The sequence below is a fragment of the Sphingobium ummariense RL-3 genome (assembly GCF_000447205.1).
GTDB classification, from domain to species: domain Bacteria; phylum Pseudomonadota; class Alphaproteobacteria; order Sphingomonadales; family Sphingomonadaceae; genus Sphingobium; species Sphingobium ummariense.
In genome coordinates this window covers 50,412-67,172 of the sequence record NZ_AUWY01000101.1, presented here as the reverse complement: position 1 = coordinate 67,172, position 16,761 = coordinate 50,412, and the positions used below count along the sequence as shown (strand labels likewise).

Sequence of the window (16,761 nt, the reverse complement as noted above, 5' to 3'; positions counted from 1 at the left end):
GTCGTTCCACGGCTCTATGCCGCGACGACGGTCCAGGCCAGTCCCGAAGCGCGGCGATAATGCAGCGCCTAGCGGCAGAGATGCATGAAATCCCGGTCGTAGCTGCGCAGATGCGCACCGGCGTCCACGTACAGCGTCTGGCCCGTCACGGCCGTCGCGTTGACAAGGTACAGCACCGCGTCGGCGATCTGCTGCGCTTCGGGCAGGGCGGCGAGCGGCATCATGTCCTTCAGCCGCTCCATCTGCTCGTCGTCATAGTCCGCCGTGGCGATGGTGAGGCCCGGCGCCACTGCATTCACCCGCACGCGCGGCGCCAGCGTCGACGCGCTGAGCCGGGTCAACCCCGCCAGTGCCAGCTTGGACAGCGTATAGGCCAGCTGGTCACCATGCGGGTGGTCGACCCGCTGGTCCAATATGTTGACGATGCACCGGTCCATCGTGCCGGCGGGCATGGTGGCAAACGCCTTGGTCAGCAGGGCGGGCGCAGCGCAGTTCACGGCATAATGCTGCATCAGCGCGTCCGCGCCCACCGTCTCCAGCCGATCCTGGCCGAAGATTGCGGCGCTGTTGACCAGGATGTCGGGCGGACGGCCGAACCGTTCGGCGACGCTGAAAATCAGCTCATCCGCCGCTTCCAGATCGGTGAAGTCGACGACGAACCCTTCCCATTCGGTGCCGTTTTCCTCGAGCGCCAGCGCCAGATGGGCGTCCAGCCGCGTATTCTGGCTGCCGTGGATGGCGAGCGAGCATCCCGCGCGCGCCAGGCTGGCGGCGATCACCCCGCCCAGCCGGCGATGCCCCCCCGTGACCAGCGCCAGCCGCTTGCCCGCCAGCGGCCGCGGACCTGCGGCGAGCGTCGCCTCGGCCCGTGCGCCGCCGATCGGCCTGTAGGGGATGTCCTCCTCGTTCACGCGCTGATGAGCTTCAACACTTCCTCGCGACTCTTCTCGTCGTCGCGGAACACGCCCAGCATGCGGCTGGTCTTCATGATGACATTGGGCGTGCGGACGCCGCGCCCCGTCATGCAACCGTGTGTCGCCTCGATCACCACTGCCACCCCCTGCGGCTTCAGATGATCCCAGATGCAGTTGGCGACTTCGGAGGTCAACCGTTCCTGCACCTGCAGCCGGTTGGCGAAGGCATGGAGCACGCGCGCCAGCTTGGAAATGCCCACCACATAGTCGCCGGGCAGATAGGCGATGTGCGCCTTACCCACGATCGGCGCCATATGGTGCTCGCAATGCGACTGGAACGGGATGTCCTTCAGCAGCACGACATCGTCATAGCCGCCGACCTCGTGAAAGATGCGCGACAGGTGATAAGCGGGATCGTCGGCATAGCCGCGGCAATATTCGCGCCAGGCGCGCGCGACCCGCTCCGGCGTTTCCAGCAGTCCCTCGCGCAGCGGATCGTCGCCCGACCAGCGGATCAGGGTACGGATCGCTTCGGCGATTTCCGCCGGCACCGGTTCCTTGGAGGATTCGCCGACCACTTCGGCGTCCGGGTCATAGTCCAACCGTCGTCTCCCTCTGCTCACCGGGCATATGGCGACCTCCCCTGCCGAAAGCCAGTCCCTTTCCGCCGCTGGACAGGTGATGCCGCCGATGGCAAAGCAACGCCGTGCAAAACCGGGACGAAGACCGACTGACAGTGCCGCGGCCTGCGCCGGAGCAGGCACCCTGCCCTTTCCATGCGCACTGAACGGATCGCCGCGGTCCTGCTGGCGGCCGGCCTCTCCACCCGCTTCGGCGAGGAGGACAAGCTGATGGCCGACCTGCGCGGCAAGCCGCTTGCCGCGCACACGCTGGAAACGGTCGCCTCCATGGCCTTTGCCGAGCTGGTCGCGGTGGCCCGCCCCATCGATCAGGCGCCCGTGCTCCACCGCAAGCTGGAGCGGAGGGGCTACACCATTCTCGTCAACGATCGGCCCGAGGACGGTATTTCCGGCAGCATCGTCCGCGCCGTCGAGCATGTGATGCCCCTGCGCAAATGCCGGGGCATATTGATCTGCCTGGCCGACATGCCCGACGTCCCGCAGAGCCACTATAACCGCATCTGCCTGGCGGCGGAGGACATCAGGTCCGTCGTGGCGAGCACCGACGGCTTCTCCTCGTCCCCGCCCGCCTTCATCGGGCGCAAGCATTTCCCCGAGTTGCTGGCGCTGCGCGGCGACCAGGGCGCGCGGGCGCTGCTGAGCCACGGTATCCAGATCGAAACGACCGGCGCCGTGCTGCACGACATCGACACGCCGGAGGATCTGCCGGGCTGGCAACCGGCCACGCCTTACTGACCTAGCTGGATCGGGTGGGATCGGTCATCGGCTCGCCCATTTCCCGCGCGTCGGGCGCGCGGCTGATCGGCAGCGATCCCGTCTGGCGCTCCAGCATACGGTGAACCACCGGCTGCCCGGGGCCGATGTGGAGCGCGTGGATGGTGTCGCTGTTCGCCCGGTCGGCGACGGTGCGGCGCTGGTTGTGGCGCACATAGTCCAGCCAGGTCGACACATGGTAGCGCTCGACCCACAGTTCCGGATCGCCCAGGTCGCGCATCAGCGACCAGCCGTGCGCGCCGTCGCGGCGGCGGATGCGACGACGCTCGCTCATCGCCGTCAGGAAAGGCACGACCGATCCGGCGGGGATGCGATATTCGATGGTGACGACCACCGGCCCGCTGCGCGGTTCGACTGGCACGGCGGTCTCCGGCTCCTGCCACAGGTTCTGGAGATCCAGATTGTCCTGCCCCGTCTGCGGCAGGGGACGGACGAAACCGACGACCACCGCCAGGAACTGCGTCGCAGCCGCCGCGTGTAACGACAGGGTGACGCCATGGTTCTCCGCCAGCGTGCCGAACAGCCAGGCGCCCAGCGCCATGCCGCCGAAGGCGATCATCTGGTACAGCGCGACGGCGCGGGCGACGACCCAGCGCGGCGCGGACATCTGGACCGAAACGTTGAAGGTGGAAAGCGCGATCACCCAACCCGCCCCGGCGAGCAGATAACCGGGCAGCGCGGCGACCAGCCAGGTCGAAACGCCCGTGATCGCCGTGCCGCAGGCCAGCATCAGCGCGGCGACACGGACGATCGTCTCGCTGGAATAGCGCGCGCGCAGCCGGCCGCTCGACAGCGCGCCGGCCACCGCGCCGAGGCCGAAGGCGCCGCTCAGCAGGCCGAAGGTCAGCGCGCCGCCGCCCAGCTGGTCGCGGGCGACCAGCGGCATCAGCGCCGACACCGCCGCCGCGCCCAGGCCGAAGACGCCGGAGCGCAGCAGGACCAGCTGGATCTTGGGCGACATCGCGACATAGCGCACGCCCGCCCGCATCGCGAGGCCGAGGCGCTCCCGCGGAAGCAGCTTGGGTGGGTGTTCGGGCTGCCAGCGGAACAGCACGAGGACGAGGCCGAGATAGCTGAGCGCGTTGACGAGAAAGGCGCTGGCCGCGCCCGCCGCCGCGACGATCACGCCGCCCAGCGCCGGGCCGGTGCTGCGCGCGAGGTTGAAGCCCATGGAATTGAGCGCCACCGCGCTGGGCAGCGAGTCGCGGGGCACCATGTCACCAACCGACGCCTGCCAGGCGGGGCCGTTGATCGCCGTTGCGCAGCCGATCAGGAAGGTGAAGCCCAGCAGCATCCACGGCGTCACCCACCCCGCCCAGGCGAACAGCGCCAGCAGCGCGGACACCAGCAGCATGAAGATCTGGCAGGCCAGCATGACGTTGCGCCGCTCCAGATTGTCGGCGACCGCGCCCGCCCAGAGCGCCAGAAGCATGATCGGCAGGGTCGTCGCGGCCGGGACCAGCGCGATCAGCACCGGCGAGGCGCCCAGCGACGTCATCATCCAGGCCGCGCCGACCGACTGGATCAGCCCGCCGAAGTTGGACGCGAGGCTGGCAAGCCAGATCGCGCGGAAGATCGGAATGGAGAAGGGCGACGGCGCGGTAGGGGAATCGGTTCCGGTCACGAATGCCTTCAAGCTGAATATGGTGGGGCGGTAAACCCCTGCCGGCCGAAGGGGGGCATTGCAAAGGCGTAGAGCGAGGCGGACAGTTGAATGGCTTGTTCGCAAGTGACCCTACGGCGCCCTCGGGCCAGGCCGGAAAGGGGATTTTGCTTGCACTTTACGTAAACGTAAATACATTCAGGACAGCTATCCGGTGCGCCCGGCGGGCCACCCATGGAGAGGTCGAGAATTATGGAAGCCTATATCTACGATGCCGTCCGGACGCCCCGCGGACGGGGCAAGCCCGACGGGTCGCTGCACGAGATCACCCCCATCCAGCTCGCGACCCAGATGCTGGAGGCGCTGCGTGATCGGACGCAGATCGACACGACCGACGTGGACGACGTGATCCTGGGCTGCGTCACGCCGATCGGCGAGCAGGGCGCGGACATCGCCCGCGCGGCAGTGCTGAACGCCGACTACGCCCAGACCACGCCGGGCGTGCAGATCAACCGCTTCTGCGCTTCCGGGCTGGAAGCGGTGAACATGGCCGCGGCCAAGGTAATCGCCGGCGAAGCGCTGTTCGCGATCGGCGGCGGCGTCGAATCCATGAGCCGCGTGCCGATGGCGTCGGACGGCGGCGCGATCGCGATGGACCCCGCGGTCGCCTACAAGACCTATTTCGCGCCGCAGGGCATCGGCGCCGACGTGATCGCGACGAAGTTCGGCATCAGCCGCGACGATGTTGACGCCTATGCGGTGGAAAGCCAGAAGCGCGCCACGCGCGCCTGGGCCGAAGGGCGCTTCGCCAAATCCATCGTTCCGGTGAAGGACGTGATCGGCCAGGTCGTGCTGGACCATGACGAGCATATGCGGCCCGACGCGACCATGCAGTCGCTCGGCGCGCTCAAGCCCAGCTTCGCCGCGCTGGGCGAGGAAATGCCGGGCTTCGACGCCATCGCCCTGCTCCGTTATCCGGAGCTGGAGCGGGTGAACCATGTCCACCATGCCGGCAACAGCTCCGGCATCGTCGACGGCGCGGCCGCCGTGCTGGTCGGGAACCGGGAGATCGGCGAGAAATACGGCCTCAAGCCCCGCGCGCGCATCCGCGCCATGGCCTCGATCGGGTCGGAGCCGCTGATCATGCTGACCGGCCCGGAATATGTCGCCGACAAGCTGCTGAAGCGCGCCGGCATGAGCAAGGCCGACATCGACCTGTTCGAGCTGAACGAGGCCTTCGCCAGCGTCGTGCTGCGCTACATGCAGGCGATGGACCTCGACCACAGCGAGATCAACGTCAATGGCGGCGCCATCGCCATGGGCCACCCGCTGGGCGCGACCGGCGCGATGGTGCTGGGCACCGCGCTGGACGAGCTGGAACGCAGCGGCAAGGGCACCGCGCTCATCAACCTGTGCGTCGGCGCGGGCATGGGCACGGGCACGATCATCGAGCGTATCTAACCAGTTCCCGTTCGGGCTGAGCCTGTCGAAGCCCCTCCCTTTTCCAAGAAAGAAAAGCCCTTCGACAGGCTCAGGGCGAACGGAGAGTAGAGGTCAAACCAATGCAGACTATCGCATTCGCCACAGACGCCGACGGCATCGCCACGCTGAGCATCGACGTGCCCGGCCAGTCCATGAACGTCATCGGCCCGGACTTCCTGGCCGACCTAGACGCCGCGATCACGCGCATCGCCTCCGAGGAGGGCATCAAGGGCGCGGTCATCGCGTCGGGCAAGGACAGCGGCTTCATGGCCGGCATGGACCTCAAATATTTCGGGTCGATGCTGGCGAGCGGCAGCGGGACTTCGGGGGACGAGCGCCCCGCCCCGGCCGCGATCTTCGACAAGGTGTTCGTGCTGAACCAGCTGTTCCGGCGGCTGGAGACCTGCGGCAAGCCCATCGCCTGCGCGATCGAGGGTACCTGCGTCGGCGGCGGGTTCGAGCTCGCCCTCGCCTGCCACCGGCGCGTCGTGGGCGACAGCCCCAAGACCCAGCTTGGCCTGCCCGAAATCCTGATCGGCCTGTTCCCCGGCGGCGGCGGGTCGCAGCGCCTGCCACGCATCATGGGCGTGCAGGCGTCGCTGATGTACATGCTTCAGGGCAAGCTGTTCCGCCCGGCCGAGGCCGCGATGCTGAAGGTGGTGGACGAAGTGGTGCCGCAGGGCACGGCGGTCGAGGCGGCAAAGGCATGGGTCAAGGCCAATCCCACGGCCGCGACCCAGCCCTGGGACGTCAAGGGCTTCAAGTTCCCCGGCGGCGCGGGCCAGTTCAACCCGGCCTTCGTCCAGACAATGGTCGGCGCGATGCCGATGACGCTGAAGCAGACCCAGCGCAACATGAACGCGCCGGTCGCGCTGCTGTCGGCCGTCTATGAAGGCGCCAGCCTGCCCTTCGACCGGGCGATCCGGGTGGAGAGCAAATATTTCGCCAAGGTCGCCGCCGACCCGCAGGCGAGCAACATGATCCGCAGCCTGTTCGTCAACAAGCAGGCAGCCGAGCGCGGCGCGCGCCGGCCCAAGGACCAGCCCAAGGCGCCGACGACGAAGCTCGCCATGCTGGGCGCGGGGATGATGGGCGCGGGCATCGCCACCGTCGCCGCGCAGGCGGGCATGCAGGTCGTGCTGTTCGACCGCGACCTTGCCTATGCCGAAAAGGGCAAGGCGCATGTCGAGGAGCAGCTGAAGAAGCGGATCGGCAAGGGCATGACGCCGGAGAAGGTGGCCGAAACGCTCGCCCGCGTGACGCCGACCACCGACTATGCCGCGCTCGCCGGCGCCGACTTCGTGATCGAGGCGGTGTTCGAGGATGTGGCGATCAAGGCGGAGGTGACGAAACAGGTCGAGGCGGTGCTGGGGGCCGACACGATCTTCGGCTCCAACACATCCACCCTGCCGATCACGAAACTGGCGCAAGCCTGGTCGAAGCCGGAGAATTTCATCGGCATCCATTTCTTCTCCCCGGTCGAGAAAATGCCGCTGGTGGAGATCATCCTCGGCAGGCAGACCGGCCCGGCCGCGATCGCCAAGGCGCTGGATTTCGTGGCGCAGATCAAGAAGACGCCGATCGTCGTCCATGACAGCCGCGGCTTCTACACCTCGCGCAGCTTCGGCACTTATGTGCAGGAAGGCGCGGAGATGGTCGGCGAAGGGATCAACCCCGCCCTCATCGAGAATGCCGGCAAGCAGCTCGGCATGCCGACCGGGCCGCTCGCCGTCGCCGACGAGGTGTCCATCGAGCTGGGCGTCAAGATCATGACGGCAGCGAAGAAGGAACTGGGCGACGCCTATGTCCCGCAGGGGTCCGACGACATCATGGTGAAGATGGTCGAGGCCGGGCGGCTGGGCCGCAAGAACGGCAAGGGCTGGTACGACTATCCCGAAGGCGGGAAGAAGCATCTGTCGCCCGTCATCGGCGAGATGTTCCCGCGCACGGCAGTCCAGCCCGATGTCGAGGCGGTCAAGGAACGCCTGATCTATCGCCAGCTGATCGAGTGCGCCCGCTGCTTCGAAGAGGGCGTGCTGGAGACGCCGGAGGATGGCGACATCGGCGCGATCTTCGGCTGGGGCTTTGCGCCTTACACCGGCGGGCCGTTCAGCCATATGGACACCGTGGGTATCGCGCACGTGGTCGCGGTGCTGGACCGGCTGGCCGCCGCCCATGGCGAGCGCTTCGCGCCCACGAAGCAGCTCCGTGAAATGGCGGCGAGCGGCGCGACCTTCTATCGCCCCGTTCCATCCCGCGCCGCAGCATGAGGGGGCTGTCAATCCCGCTATAGCTCGGTTAGGTCTCCTCGGCACGTTCGGGGAGACCTTTCCATATGAGTGAGAAGCCCACGGTTCTGGTGACGGGCGGCGCCGGCTATATCGGCAGCCATGCGGTGCTGGCGCTGAAGGACGCCGGTTATGGCGTCGTCGTCATCGACAATCTGGTGACGGGCTTCCGCTGGGCGGTGCCGGACGACGTGCCTTTCGTCGAGGGCGACATCGCCGACCAGGTGTTGGTGGAGGCGACGCTGCGGGACCATGGCGCCCGCGCGATCATGCATTTCGCCGGTTCGGTCGTCGTGCCCGAGTCGGTCGAGAACCCGTTGAAATATTATCATAACAACAGCGCCAAGACCCGCGACCTGATCGAGAGCTCGGTGCGCGTCGGCGTGCCGCACTTCATCTTCTCCTCGACCGCCGCGACCTATGGCACGCCGGAGGAAAGCCCGGTGCGGGAGGATACGCCGCAGCGGCCGATCAACCCCTATGGCATGTCCAAGCTTATGACCGAATATATGCTGCGCGACGTCAGCGCGGCGCATCCGATGAGTTTCTGCGCGCTGCGCTATTTCAACGTCGCGGGCGCCGATCCGCAGGGACGCACGGGGCAGTCGACCGCAGGCGCCACCCACCTCATCAAGGTGGCGGTGGAGGCGGCGCTGGGCAAGCGCGAGAGCGTCGCCGTGTTCGGCACCGATTTCGACACGCCCGACGGCACCGGGGTGCGCGACTATATCCATGTCAGCGACCTTGCCGCCGCGCATGTGCTGGCGCTGGAGGCGCTGACCGCCGATCCGGAGCGCAACCATCTGCTCAACTGCGGCTATGGCCGGGGCTTTTCCGTGCTGGAGGTGCTGGACGCAGTAGACCGGGTGACCAACATGCCGGTCAAGCGCATCATGGCGCCCCGCCGCGCCGGCGATCCGGCCGCGCTGATCTCCGACAACCGGGCGATCATGGCGCGCTTCCCCTGGCAGCCGCGCTATGCCGACCTCGACACCATCGTCGCCCATGCGCTGGCCTGGGAACGGCAGCTTTCCGATCGGCAGGCCGGATGAGCGCGGAATCGGTCCGCGCCTTCCTGGCGGCTCATGCGCCGGATGTCGCGATCATTGACCAGGGCGCGAGCACCGCGACGGTGCTGGAAGCCGCGCAGGCGCTGGGCGTCGAACCCGCGCGGATCGCCAAGACGCTGTCGCTGCGGGTCGGCGACGCTGTCGTGCTGGTCTGCGCGCGGGGCGACGCGCGCCTTTCCAACGGCAAGGCAAAGGCGGCGCTGGGCGCCAAGCCCCGCATGCTGGGCGCCGAGGAGGTGGAAGCGATCACCGGCCATCCGGTGGGCGGCGTCTGCCCCTTCGGCCTGCCTTCTCCCCTGCCCGTCTATTGCGACGTCTCCCTTCAGGCGTTCGAGACGGTGTTCCCGGCGGCGGGATCGCGCACCAGCTCGGTGGAGCTGACGCCCGCGCGGCTGGCGGAACTGACCGGAGCCGAATGGATCGACATCTGTACCCTGCCCGAAAAGGTTGCCTGACATGGTGACGGAACATGATTTCGACGATGGCGCCGCGGCTGCGGCCGACCTGGCCCGGCGGATCGAGGCACTGCTGGCGGCGGCGATCGCGCAGCGGGGCGTCGCCGCGATCGCGCTGTCGGGCGGACGGTCCCCGCGCCCGGTGCTGGAGGCGCTGTCGGCGGCGCCGCTCGACTGGGGCAAGGTCGTCGTCACCCTGGTGGACGAACGCTGGGTCGCGCCGGATCATGCGGACAGCAACGAACGGCTGCTCCGCGAGACGCTGCTGCAGGGCGCGGCGGCGGCGGCACGATTCGTGCCGATGAAGAACGGGGCGGCCAACGCCTATGCCGGGCAGCCGGAATGCGAGGCGGCGTTCGCTGCCCTGCCCTGGCCGCTCGACATCGTGCTGCTCGGCATGGGCGAGGACGGGCATACCGCATCGCTGTTCCCCGGCGCGGCGGAACTGGTCGAAGGACTGTCCACCGACGCGCTGACGCTGGCGGTCACGCCTCCCGCCGCGCCGCACCAGCGCATGTCGATGAGCGCGAAGGCGATCCTGTCCAGCCGCCATATCTTCCTCCAGATCGGCGGGGCGGCGAAAAGGGCTGTCTATGACCGGGCGATGGCAGGTGGGCCGGTTGAGGAATTGCCGATCCGCGTGGCGCTGCTTCAGGACGAGGTGCCGGTGGAGGTTTGGGTCTCGACCTGAACCCGTCATCCCAGCGAAAGCTGGGATGACGAAAATGGCTAGTCCCGCGGCTTGTGCTTCGAGATCAGGTAGCGCCACACCCCGGTGGCGTTGATCCCCAGCAGCGCGACATTCTGCCAGCCTATCCCTTCGCTGGCCTCCGCCAGGAATCCCCACAGGATCAGCGCGATGGAGCTGGTGACGAACAGCACGAAGGCCCAGCCCGTGACGCGGCGGCCGAGGTTCAGCGACACCACGAGCGCGGCGATAGTCGCCGCCCCCGCCCCATAATATTGCAGCGCGGTCAGCAGCGTATCGTTCATGCCGGGAGAACGCCGCCGCGCGCGCAAGGTTGCGGCCCGGCGCGCGCCCTTCTAGGCAGGCGGCATGATTGCGCGCATCGAACCCTTCCACGCCATCGCGCTCAGCCGCGAAGCCCATCGCCTGGGGGCGGAGGGCCGCTCCATCCTGCACATGGAATTCGGCCAGCCTTCCACCGGCGCGCCTGCCGCCGCCGTCGCACGGGCGCACCATGTGCTCGACACCGATCCGATGGGCTATTGGGAAAGCCCGGCGCTCAAGCAGCGGATCGCGCTGCTCTACCGCGAGCGCCACGGGGTGGAGGTCGACCCGGAACAGGTGCTGCTGACCTGCGGCGCCTCGCCGGGGCTGGTGCTGGCGCTGTCCTGCCTGTTCGCGCCGGGCGCCCGGGTGGCGACGGCGCGGCCGGGCTATGTCGCCTATCGCAACACGATGAAGGCGCTGTACCTCGAGGTCGAGGAAGTGCCCTGCGGTCCGGCCGAACGCTACCAGATCGGCGCGGCGGCGCTGGCCGCGCTCGATCCCGCGCCCGAGGGCCTGATCGTCGCGAGCCCCGCCAACCCGACCGGCACGATCATCCCCCCGGCGGAAATGGCGGCCATCGCCCGGGTCTGCGCGGAACGCGGCATCCGCATCATCTCCGACGAGATCTATCACGGCCTTTCCTATGGCGAGCCAGCCCATTCGATGCTGGAGTTCGCGCCCGACGCGATCGTGGTGAACAGCTTTTCCAAATATTTCAGCATGGCCGGCTGGCGGCTCGGCTGGATCGTGGTGCCCCCCTCGCTGGTCGATGCGGCGCGGGCGCGGATGGGCAACCTGTTCCTGACGCCGCCGTCGCTGGCGCAGCATGCCGGGCTCACCGCCTTCGACTGCGTGGCCGAACTGGAAGGCCATGTCGCGAGCTACCGCCGCAACCGCGAGCTGCTGCTGGCCGCGCTGCCGGCGCTTGGCCTGGGGGAAATCGCACCGCCCGACGGCGCCTTCTACATCTATGCCGACATCGGCCACCTGACCAACGACAGCCTGTCCTTCTGCATGCGGCTGCTGCACGAAACGGGCGTGGCGACGGCGCCTGGCGTGGATTTCGACCCGGTCGACGGGCACCGGCACATGCGCATCAGCTTCGCGGTGTCGACCGACCGGGTGGAGGACGCCATCGCCCGCATGGTGCCCTGGTTCCAGGCCCAGCCGGGACGCTAGGGGCGAGCAATCCGGACGGGTAGGTGGCGGCCAAAGGCGGACATAATATCCTCCCCTGTAAAGGGAGGGGGACCACGAAGTGGTGAAGGAGTGTCCAGTCATCGAGAGCGGGACACCCTCCGTCAGGCGCTCAGCGCCTGCCACCTCCCCTGCCAGGGGAGGATGAAATGACAGTCCGCTCTCCACCCAAACCCGCCCTGCGGCGCCTTGGGACGCATTCCCACCACCATCAGCGCGCAGGAAAATGAATGGAACAGCGTTGGTACGGGCGGTCGGACTCGAACCGACATGGATTGCTCCGGCGGATTTTGAATCCGCTGCGTCTACCATTTCGCCACGCCCGCCCCCTTGTCGGGGCACAAGGCCCCGGAACGCCGTGCGCGCTCTATAGGGGGACGCGCCGCCATATGCCAGAGCAGAGATTCATCGCCGCGCCGATCATGAACCGGCCTGCTCTTCATCCTCCGAATCGGGCGGGACGAAGCTGACCTGCGACAGGCGCCAGAGCCGTTCCGGATCGCCCTTCCAGTGCGCTTCCCTGTCGAATGACCCTTCCGGCGGATGGTGGCCCAGCACTTCGGCATGGATCAGGCGGCCGGTCTCGCGCAGGCGGATTTCCGCGCCGGGATAGCGCTCGCTGAGCAGCGCGATCAGCCGTTTCGCATCATCCGCAATCTCCGGACTGGAAAGGCCGCGCGGCGTGCCGTCGACCAGCTCCGCGGTGGAGGAGCGCATCGCCTTGATGCCGTCATGGATGATGTCGAAGGAGATGAAGGCGGCCGCCGCCGAATCCGCCCACCACCAGCCCATGCCGAGTCCGATCACGCCGGCCAGCCCCGCCGCGCCCGTCATCCAGTTCGCCTTGTTCATCATCGCGTCGGTGTGGAGCAGCTTGTCCGACAGCGTCTCGGACAAGGGCAGTTCCTTGCGGCCGATGATGAGCGGGGGGATCAGCGAATAAAGCTGCGCGGCGATCATCAGCCAGCCCAGCCAGATCTCATGCCCGAACAGCACCACCGACCCGACCGTCGCATGCTCCGCGCTGACGAGGGTCGACACCGAATCCCACAGCAGCAGCGTGCCCGTCGCCGCGAGCGCGACGGCGGCAAGGAAGAAGCCGAGGCCGTTCACCCGGTCGAAGCCGAAGGGATAGCGACGCGACCGCCCGCCCTTGCGCTCCATCCGCGCCGCGACCAGGAAGGCGATGGGCGGGACCAGCCCCAGCGTGTCCTCCACCCAGGCGGTCTTCATCGTCTGACTCTGCCCCATCACCGCGCCCATGAAGGCGACGATGGTGACGGTCCAGAAGATGTTCCAATATTCCAGCCGCTCCGCCCGCCGCAGCGCCACCCTCACCTCTTCGGGCAGATGAGACAGCGCGGTCATTCGCGCACCTCCGGATCGGCGACGGCGCGCGCAGTAGATTCGACCAGCATGATCCAGCGATTCTCCCCGTTCCGCATCGCGGCGCGCACTTCGGTCCGCTGCTCATCCTTCCCCGCCACCGCGATAGGCGGCGAAAGCGAGACGCGGGTCGCCCATGGCGTCTTCGGATCGAAAGGGATCACGACCAGGTCGAGCCGGCCGCCCTCCAGCCCTTGCAGCAGCGGCTCGGCCGCGCCAGCCTCGATCTCCGGCCGCGCGACGGTGCGCTGCGAGAGGCGGGAGAGCAGGCGGCTGGTGGCCTCCCGTCCCGGCGCGGAGCCGTCAGCCGCGACGCCGACACGCATCGTCCGCCGCTGCGTGATCCGGTCCAGCGTTCCATCCGGATCGCGCGGAAAGTCGGTGCAGGCGGCGAGGAGGATCGGAAAGAGCAGGATCCAGCGGTTCATTGCGGGGGAACAACGTTGCGCCTTGCTTGCTGGTTCCTTTCTGTGGTCAACCGATCCCTGAGGTCCAACGACCGCACCGCGCCATGGCGTCAGAGAGCATGTTGCAGCGCGGCGGCTTGGCCGATAGCCTTCTTGCGTAACGATCCGCTCCCGCTATAAGGCGGCTCGTGCAGACATAGACAAGCTTCCAACGGAGAAGGATCATCCTTTGACCGAACAGTCTGCTACGTTCCTGCTCTTCGGCGCCACCGGCGATCTGGCGCGCCGCATGATCTTCCCCTCGCTCTACAATCTGCTGTCGGACGGGTTGCTGCCCGACGATTTCCTGATCGTCGCGTCCGGTCGGACCGAAATGGAGGACGACGCGTTCCGCGAGCAGGTCTGCACGTCGCTACGGGAATTCCTGCCGGGCGATCGGTATGACGCGCAGACGGCCGAGAAGCTGAAGGCCATGATCGCGTACCAGCCGGTCGACGCTGGCAATGCGGCGCAGTTCGCGGCGCTGGCGGAGCGGATCGACGGCCGGGCAGAACGCGGGCTGTCCGTCTATCTTTCGACGCCCCCGTCCCTCTTCGCCCCGACCGCCCAGGGACTGGCCGCCGCGGGGCTGATCGACGGCAATACCCGAATTGCGATGGAAAAGCCGATCGGCAAGGATCTCGCATCCTCCAAAGAGGTGAACGACGCGATCGGCGCGCTGTTCGCGGAGGAGCAGATCTTCCGCGTCGACCATTATCTGGGCAAGGAAACCGTGCAGAACCTGCTTGCCCTGCGCTTCGGCAACGTCATGTTCGAACCGCTGTGGAACGCCACGGCGATCGACCATGTGCAGATCACCGTCGGGGAGACGGTCGGGCTGGAAGGCCGCGTTTCCTATTATGATGGCGTGGGCGCCCTGCGCGACATGGTGCAGAACCACATGCTGCAGATCCTCTCCATCATCGCGATGGAGCCCCCCGCGCGGATGGACCCGACCGCGGTGCGCGACGAGAAGGTGAAGGTGCTGCGCTCGCTTCGCCCGATGAACGGGGAAACGGTCAAGACCCACAGCGTGCGCGGCCAATATACGCCGGGCGCGGTCGGCGGGCAGATCGTCACCGGCTATGCCGACGAGCTGGGCCATGCGTCCGGGACCGAGACCTTCGTGGCGCTGAAGGCCCATATCGACAACTGGCGCTGGCAGGGCGTGCCCTTCTATCTGCGCACCGGCAAGCGGATGCCTGCGCGCCAGTCGGAGATCCAGATCCAGTTCAAGCCCGTCCGGCACTCGATCTTCGGCCGCAACGGCGGCGGATCGGGGCTGGAGCCCAACACGCTCATCATCCGCCTCCAGCCCGAGGAATATATCCGCCTCACCATCATGAGCAAAAGGCCCGGACTGGAACGGCAGGTCCACCTGGAGGAAGTCAGCCTCGACGTGTCGCTGACCGCCGCCTTCGCCGGGCAGCGGCGGCGCATCGCCTATGAGCGCCTGATCCTGGACCTGCTGGCGGGCGACCCGACGCTGTTCGTCCGCCGCGACGAGGTGGAGGCGCAATGGACCTGGATCGATTCGATCATCGAGGGCTGGCAGGAGGCGAATATGAAGCCCGCATCCTATGCGTCGGGGAACTGGGGGCCCTCCTCGGCCATTGCCCTCATCGAACGAGACGGAGCCAGCTGGCATGACTGATCTTCACCCGACCATCGCCAAGGTCACCGACCGGATCGTGGAGCGCAGTGCCGCGCGGCGCCTCAAATATCTCGATCTGATCGAGCGCGGACGGGACGCGGGCACCAATCGCGCGCAGCTGTCCTGCGGCAACCTCGCCCACGGCTTTGCCGCGAGCGGCGAAGACAAGGCTGTCATCCGCACCGGCGCCGCCATGAACATGGGGATCGTGACCGCCTATAACGACATGCTGTCGGCGCATCAGCCCTATGGCCGCTATCCCGAGGCGATCAAGATCGCCGCGCGGGAGGTCGGCGCGACGGCGCAGGTGGCGGGCGGCGTCCCCGCCATGTGCGACGGCGTGACCCAGGGTCAGGCGGGCATGGACCTGTCGCTCTTTTCCCGCGACACCATCGCGCTCGGCACCGCCATCGCCCTATCGCACGCCATGTTCGAAGGCGCGCTGCTGCTCGGCATCTGCGACAAGATCGTGCCCGGCCTGCTGATCGGCGCGCTGCGCTTCGGCCATCTGCCCACGATCCTGGTGCCGGCCGGGCCGATGCCGTCCGGCCTCGCCAACAAGGAGAAAGTGCGCATCCGCCAGCTCTATGCCGAAGGAAAAGTCGGGCGGGAGGAACTGCTGGAATCGGAAAGCGCCAGCTATCACGGCGCGGGCACCTGCACCTTCTACGGCACGGCGAACAGCAACCAGATGATGATGGAGGTGATGGGCCTGCACATGCCGGGCGCGGCCTTCGTCAATCCGGGCACGAAGCTGCGCGGAGAGCTGACGCGGGCGGCAGTGCACCGGCTGGCAGCGATCGGCTGGGACGGCGACGACTATCGCCCGCTCGGTCGTTGCGTCGATGAGAAAGCGATCGTGAACGCCATTGTGGGCCTGATGGCGACGGGCGGATCGACCAACCATGCCATCCATGTGCCCGCGATCGCGCGCGCGGCGGGGATCATCGTCGACTGGACCGATTTTGCCGAGATTTCGGAGGCGGTGCCGCTGCTGGCGCGGGTCTATCCCAACGGGTCGGGCGACGTGAACCATTTCCACGCGGCGGGCGGCATGGCCGTGGTCGTCCGGGAACTGCTGGATGCCGGGCTGCTGCACCGCGACGTCATGACGGTCGCGCGCGCGGACCTCACCGACTATGGCAAGGAGCCGGTGCTGGAGGACGAGGCGCTGCAATGGCGCGACGTCCCGGCCTCGCGCGACGAGAGCATCCTGCGGGGCGCGGCCAGTCCCTTCCAGGCCGATGGCGGCATGAAGCTGCTGTCCGGCAATCTCGGTCGCTGCGTCATGAAGGTGAGCGCGGTCGATCCCGAGCGCTGGACGATCGAGGCGCCCGCCGCCGTCTTCCACGACCAGGACGATGTGCTGCGCGCCTTCAAGGCGGGCGAGCTGGAGCGCGACGTCGTGGTGGTCGTGCGGTTCCAGGGGCCGCGCGCCAACGGCATGCCGGAACTGCACAAGCTGACGCCCGCGCTCGGCGTGCTGCAGGATCGCGGCTTCAAGGTCGCTCTGGTGACCGACGGCCGCATGTCGGGCGCCAGTGGCAAGGTGCCGGCCGCGATCCACCTGTCGCCCGAGGCGCTGGGCGGCGGGCCCGTCGGCCGCCTACGCGACGGCGACATCGTCCGCGTCTGCGCCGTGACTGGGGCCATCGAGGCACTGGTTCCGGCAGAGGAATGGGAGGCACGCACCATGCCCGATGCGCCGCCGCCGCCCTATGACACCGGCCGCGAGTTGTTCGCGCTGTTCCGCCACAACAGCGACCTCGCGGAAAGCGGCGCCTCGCCCATCCTCGCCGCCATGGAAACAGAAGTCTGACCCGTCCCAGGGACGGC

General features: G+C 67.8%; 15 protein-coding genes and 1 tRNA gene. 9 read left to right on the top strand and 7 right to left on the bottom strand.

Features of this window, described 5'->3' with window-relative positions:
- Positions 1–68: 68 nt before the first annotated feature.
- Entirely contained in the window at positions 69–911 is an 843-nt protein-coding gene (locus M529_RS39150) for an SDR family oxidoreductase (RefSeq protein ID WP_021318731.1), read from the bottom strand.
- Positions 908–1,516: a GTP cyclohydrolase I FolE gene (gene folE, locus M529_RS39145; protein ID WP_021318730.1), complete on the bottom strand. Its 609-nt coding sequence runs from the start codon at positions 1,514–1,516 to the stop codon at positions 908–910. The genes M529_RS39150 and folE overlap by 4 nt, the downstream gene beginning before the upstream one ends.
- A gap of 174 nt (positions 1,517–1,690) precedes the next feature.
- Here folE and M529_RS39140 point away from each other — a divergent pair, with 174 nt between their 5' ends.
- Positions 1,691–2,290, top strand: coding sequence for a nucleotidyltransferase family protein (locus M529_RS39140; protein ID WP_021318729.1), 600 nt, complete (start codon positions 1,691–1,693; stop codon positions 2,288–2,290).
- A gap of 1 nt (position 2,291) precedes the next feature.
- Here the strand turns inward: M529_RS39140 and M529_RS39135 are convergent, their stop codons facing one another.
- Positions 2,292–3,953 (bottom strand): MFS transporter, encoded by a 1,662-nt coding sequence (locus tag M529_RS39135; RefSeq protein WP_031295128.1) that lies wholly within the window; start codon positions 3,951–3,953, stop codon positions 2,292–2,294.
- A gap of 231 nt (positions 3,954–4,184) precedes the next feature.
- Between M529_RS39135 and M529_RS39130 the strand changes: the two genes are divergently transcribed.
- The 5 genes from M529_RS39130 to pgl all read left to right on the top strand — a co-directional run bounded on the left by M529_RS39130 (position 4,185) and on the right by pgl (position 9,918).
- Positions 4,185–5,393 (top strand): acetyl-CoA C-acetyltransferase, encoded by a 1,209-nt coding sequence (locus tag M529_RS39130; RefSeq protein WP_021318726.1) that lies wholly within the window; start codon positions 4,185–4,187, stop codon positions 5,391–5,393.
- A gap of 101 nt (positions 5,394–5,494) precedes the next feature.
- Positions 5,495–7,684: a 3-hydroxyacyl-CoA dehydrogenase NAD-binding domain-containing protein gene (locus tag M529_RS39125; RefSeq protein WP_021318725.1), complete on the top strand. Its 2,190-nt coding sequence runs from the start codon at positions 5,495–5,497 to the stop codon at positions 7,682–7,684.
- Between the two features lie 65 nt (positions 7,685–7,749).
- Entirely contained in the window at positions 7,750–8,754 is a 1,005-nt protein-coding gene (gene galE, locus M529_RS39120) for a UDP-glucose 4-epimerase GalE (protein ID WP_031295127.1), read from the top strand.
- Complete coding sequence (locus M529_RS39115) at positions 8,751–9,227, top strand: YbaK/EbsC family protein (RefSeq protein WP_021318723.1); 477 nt, start codon at positions 8,751–8,753, stop codon at positions 9,225–9,227. Before galE ends, M529_RS39115 begins: the two co-directional genes overlap by 4 nt.
- A 1-nt stretch (position 9,228) precedes the next feature.
- The gene (gene pgl, locus M529_RS39110; RefSeq protein ID WP_021318722.1) at positions 9,229–9,918 is read left to right on the top strand and encodes a 6-phosphogluconolactonase; all 690 of its coding nucleotides are present in this window, start codon (positions 9,229–9,231) and stop codon (positions 9,916–9,918) included.
- A 38-nt stretch (positions 9,919–9,956) separates the two neighbouring features.
- On the opposite strand, the gene M529_RS39105 is transcribed toward pgl, so the two are convergent.
- The gene (locus M529_RS39105) at positions 9,957–10,220 is read right to left on the bottom strand and encodes a hypothetical protein (RefSeq protein ID WP_021318721.1); all 264 of its coding nucleotides are present in this window, start codon (positions 10,218–10,220) and stop codon (positions 9,957–9,959) included.
- A gap of 64 nt (positions 10,221–10,284) precedes the next feature.
- Between M529_RS39105 and M529_RS39100 the strand changes: the two genes are divergently transcribed.
- The gene (locus M529_RS39100) at positions 10,285–11,421 is read left to right on the top strand and encodes an aminotransferase class I/II-fold pyridoxal phosphate-dependent enzyme (RefSeq protein ID WP_021318720.1); all 1,137 of its coding nucleotides are present in this window, start codon (positions 10,285–10,287) and stop codon (positions 11,419–11,421) included.
- A gap of 260 nt (positions 11,422–11,681) precedes the next feature.
- Here the strand turns inward: M529_RS39100 and M529_RS39095 are convergent.
- From M529_RS39095 to M529_RS39085, 3 genes are all read right to left on the bottom strand, one after another.
- Positions 11,682–11,765, bottom strand: a tRNA-Leu gene (locus M529_RS39095).
- Between the two features lie 94 nt (positions 11,766–11,859).
- Positions 11,860–12,807: a cation transporter gene (locus M529_RS39090; RefSeq protein WP_021318719.1), complete on the bottom strand. Its 948-nt coding sequence runs from the start codon at positions 12,805–12,807 to the stop codon at positions 11,860–11,862.
- Positions 12,804–13,253 carry a hypothetical protein gene (locus M529_RS39085; protein ID WP_021318718.1) on the bottom strand — a complete coding sequence of 150 codons (450 nt, stop codon included), beginning with the start codon at positions 13,251–13,253 and terminating at the stop codon, positions 12,804–12,806. The genes M529_RS39090 and M529_RS39085 overlap by 4 nt, the downstream gene beginning before the upstream one ends.
- 208 nt (positions 13,254–13,461) lie before the next feature.
- Between M529_RS39085 and zwf the strand changes: the two genes are divergently transcribed.
- Both zwf and edd read left to right on the top strand, forming a co-directional pair.
- Positions 13,462–14,925, top strand: a complete 1,464-nt coding sequence (gene zwf / locus M529_RS39080) for a glucose-6-phosphate dehydrogenase (protein WP_021318717.1) — start codon at positions 13,462–13,464, stop codon at positions 14,923–14,925.
- Positions 14,918–16,744 (top strand): phosphogluconate dehydratase, encoded by a 1,827-nt coding sequence (gene edd, locus M529_RS39075; RefSeq protein ID WP_021318716.1) that lies wholly within the window; start codon positions 14,918–14,920, stop codon positions 16,742–16,744. The genes zwf and edd overlap by 8 nt, the downstream gene beginning before the upstream one ends.
- Positions 16,745–16,761: the final 17 nt, after the last annotated feature.

Coding starts and splice junctions, on each gene's coding strand:
- M529_RS39140 (WP_021318729.1), top strand. CDS start 1,691: ATGCGCACTGAACGGATCGCCGCGGTCCTGCTGGCGGCCGGCCTCTCC.
- M529_RS39085 (WP_021318718.1), bottom strand. CDS start 13,253: ATGAACCGCTGGATCCTGCTCTTTCCGATCCTCCTCGCCGCCTGCACC.
- M529_RS39130 (WP_021318726.1), top strand. CDS start 4,185: ATGGAAGCCTATATCTACGATGCCGTCCGGACGCCCCGCGGACGGGGC.
- M529_RS39125 (WP_021318725.1), top strand. CDS start 5,495: ATGCAGACTATCGCATTCGCCACAGACGCCGACGGCATCGCCACGCTG.
- M529_RS39090 (WP_021318719.1), bottom strand. CDS start 12,807: ATGACCGCGCTGTCTCATCTGCCCGAAGAGGTGAGGGTGGCGCTGCGG.
- galE (WP_031295127.1), top strand. CDS start 7,750: ATGAGTGAGAAGCCCACGGTTCTGGTGACGGGCGGCGCCGGCTATATC.
- M529_RS39115 (WP_021318723.1), top strand. CDS start 8,751: ATGAGCGCGGAATCGGTCCGCGCCTTCCTGGCGGCTCATGCGCCGGAT.
- M529_RS39100 (WP_021318720.1), top strand. CDS start 10,285: ATGATTGCGCGCATCGAACCCTTCCACGCCATCGCGCTCAGCCGCGAA.
- M529_RS39105 (WP_021318721.1), bottom strand. CDS start 10,220: ATGAACGATACGCTGCTGACCGCGCTGCAATATTATGGGGCGGGGGCG.
- edd (WP_021318716.1), top strand. CDS start 14,918: ATGACTGATCTTCACCCGACCATCGCCAAGGTCACCGACCGGATCGTG.
- pgl (WP_021318722.1), top strand. CDS start 9,229: ATGGTGACGGAACATGATTTCGACGATGGCGCCGCGGCTGCGGCCGAC.